This is a genomic window from Herbaspirillum lusitanum P6-12, assembly GCF_000256565.1.
Classification (GTDB): domain Bacteria; phylum Pseudomonadota; class Gammaproteobacteria; order Burkholderiales; family Burkholderiaceae_D; genus Herbaspirillum; species Herbaspirillum lusitanum.
The window spans coordinates 1-2,291 of the sequence record NZ_AJHH01000275.1 but is presented as its reverse complement, the minus strand read 5'-3'; the positions used below and the strand labels follow the sequence as shown (position 1 = coordinate 2,291).

Annotated in this window: 1 protein-coding gene and 1 pseudogene; both read left to right on the top strand. The window is 62.5% G+C overall.

The genetic code is table 11. From position 1 onward, the window contains the following. On the top strand, positions 1–977 hold a 977-nt coding region (locus HLUSI_RS31450), incomplete at its 5' end, for a sensor histidine kinase (protein ID WP_238533949.1). Further along, positions 863–2,291: pseudogene (locus tag HLUSI_RS27750) on the top strand (efflux RND transporter permease subunit); the annotation flags it as partial. The gene HLUSI_RS31450 and the pseudogene HLUSI_RS27750, both read left to right, overlap by 115 nt.

Below are 2,291 nucleotides of genomic sequence, written 5' to 3'. Positions count from 1 at the left end.
GGCGGTCCGGTACCCGCACGGCTTTCGCGCGCACGCGCGCGCTGCTGGTGATCCTGGCGATGGGAGTGCTGACGCTGGTCGCCGCCATGTTCACGCTGTACCAGGCGCTGTCGCCGCTCAAGAAAATCGAAGCGGCGATCCGCGAGCGCGACCTCAACGACCTGTCGCCATTATCGATCACGGTGCCGGTCGAGACGCACGCGCTGGTCAGTTCGATCAACGCCTTCATGCAGCGGCTGGCCATCCATCGCGCCACCATGCGCCGCGTGATCGGCGACGCCGCGCATCAGTTGCGCACCCCGGTGACGGCGTTGATTTCGCAGATGGAATTGCTGTCGGCGCAACATGACGACGAAGGCAGGCGCCATCATCTGGACCGCCTGCGCACCCGCACCCGCCAACTCGGCGCGCTGGTCAATCAATTGATCAACCATGCCATGGTGCAGCACCGCAGCGATACCGCCGCACCGGAAAGCGTCGACCTGGCCCAGCTGGTGCGCCAGGAAATGGCCGACATGCTGTCGCATCAGGAGCGTCTGCTCGACCTCGCCATGGAAGCGCCGGAGCAGCCCTGCCTGATCATGGGCGATGCCATCAGCCTGCGCGAAGCGGTCAAGAACGTGCTCGGCAATGCCCTCCAGTACGGCGCCGCCAGCTTCCTGCACGTGCAGCTGGAACGCAAGGAGACGCAAATCGAACTACGCGTCATCGACGACGGCCCCGGCATTCCGGAAGCCGACTGGGAACGCATCCGCAAGCCCTTCTCCCCACGCAGCGGCGAACGCATGGGCGCGAGCCTGGGCAGCAATTGCTGCGCGTGCCCTCGGTGGCGAAAGTGGAATTGTTCGGCGTGCAGGACGAGAAGATTTTCATCGAGTTCTCGCAAAAGAAATTTTCGCAACTGGGTGTTCCATTCGACGCCATTGTCAATCAATTGGCGGCGCAGAATGCGTTGGAATCCACCGGCGTGCTGGTGACGCCGGGCGACAATTTGCAGGTGCGCGTGAGCGGCGCCTTCCATTCGCCGAAAGAGCTGGAAGAGATGCAGTTGCGCGCCAACGGCACCACCTTCCGGCTCGGCGATTTTGCCGTGGTCAAGCGTGAGTACGTCGATCCGCCGGTGACCAAGATGCGTTTCAACGGCAAGGAAGCGATCGGCCTCGGCGTGTCGATGGAAAAGGGCGGCGACATCATTGCGCTGGGCCGCAACCTCGACAGGATGTCCGATGAACTGCGCACCAAGCTGCCGGTCGGCATCGAGCTGGAGCGCGTGTCCGACCAGCCGAAAATCGTCGCCGATTCGGTCGGCGAATTCATCCATACGCTGGTCGAAGCGGTGCTGATCGTGCTGGCGGTGAGTTTCATCGCGCTCGGCCTGCACACCAGGCCGCTACGCATCGACGTGCGGCCGGGGCTGGTGGTGGCGCTGACGATCCCGCTGGTGCTGGCGGTGACTTTCCTGTTCATGCGCATCTTCGACATCGACCTGCACAAGATTTCACTGGGAGCGCTGATCATCGCGCTCGGGCTTTTGGTCGACGACGCCATCATCGCGGTGGAAATGATGGTGCGCAAGATGGAAGAAGGCCTGTCGCGTTTCGATGCGGCTACCTTCGCCTACACCTCGACGGCGATCCCGATGCTGACCGGCACGCTGATCACGGCGGCGGGTTTCCTGCCGATCGGCCTGGCCAAATCGGCGGCGGGCGAGTATACGTTTTCGATGTTTTCGGTCAATGCGCTGGCCTTGCTGATTTCGTGGCTGGTGGCGGTGGTGTTCACGCCGTATATCGGCGTGCTGCTGCTCAAGGTCAAGCCGGCCGCCAATGCCGACGGTCATCATGAATTGTTCGACACGCCGTTCTACACGCGCTTTCGCAAGCTGGTGACCTGGTGCGTGGAGTGGCGCAAGACCACCATCCTGCTGACGCTGACGGCATTTATGCTGGGCCTGCTGGGCTTCCGTTTCATTGAGCAGCAATTCTTCCCGGATTCCAGCCGGCCCGAGCTGATGATCGAGCTATGGTTGCCGGAAGGTTCCGCTTTCAAGGCCACCGAGGCGCAGGCGAAGAAGTTTGAGGCCTTCATCCGCAAGCAGGACGGTGTGGAAAGCGTGACCAGCTACGTCGGCACCGGCAGCCCGCGCTTCTACCTGCCGCTGGACCAGATTTTCCCGCAGACCAATGTGTCGCAGATTGTGGTGCTGCCGAAGGACCTGAAGACACGCGAGTCCCTGCGCCTGAAAATCGTCGACGCCTTCAAGAACGATTTCCCCGGCGTGCGCGGCCGCT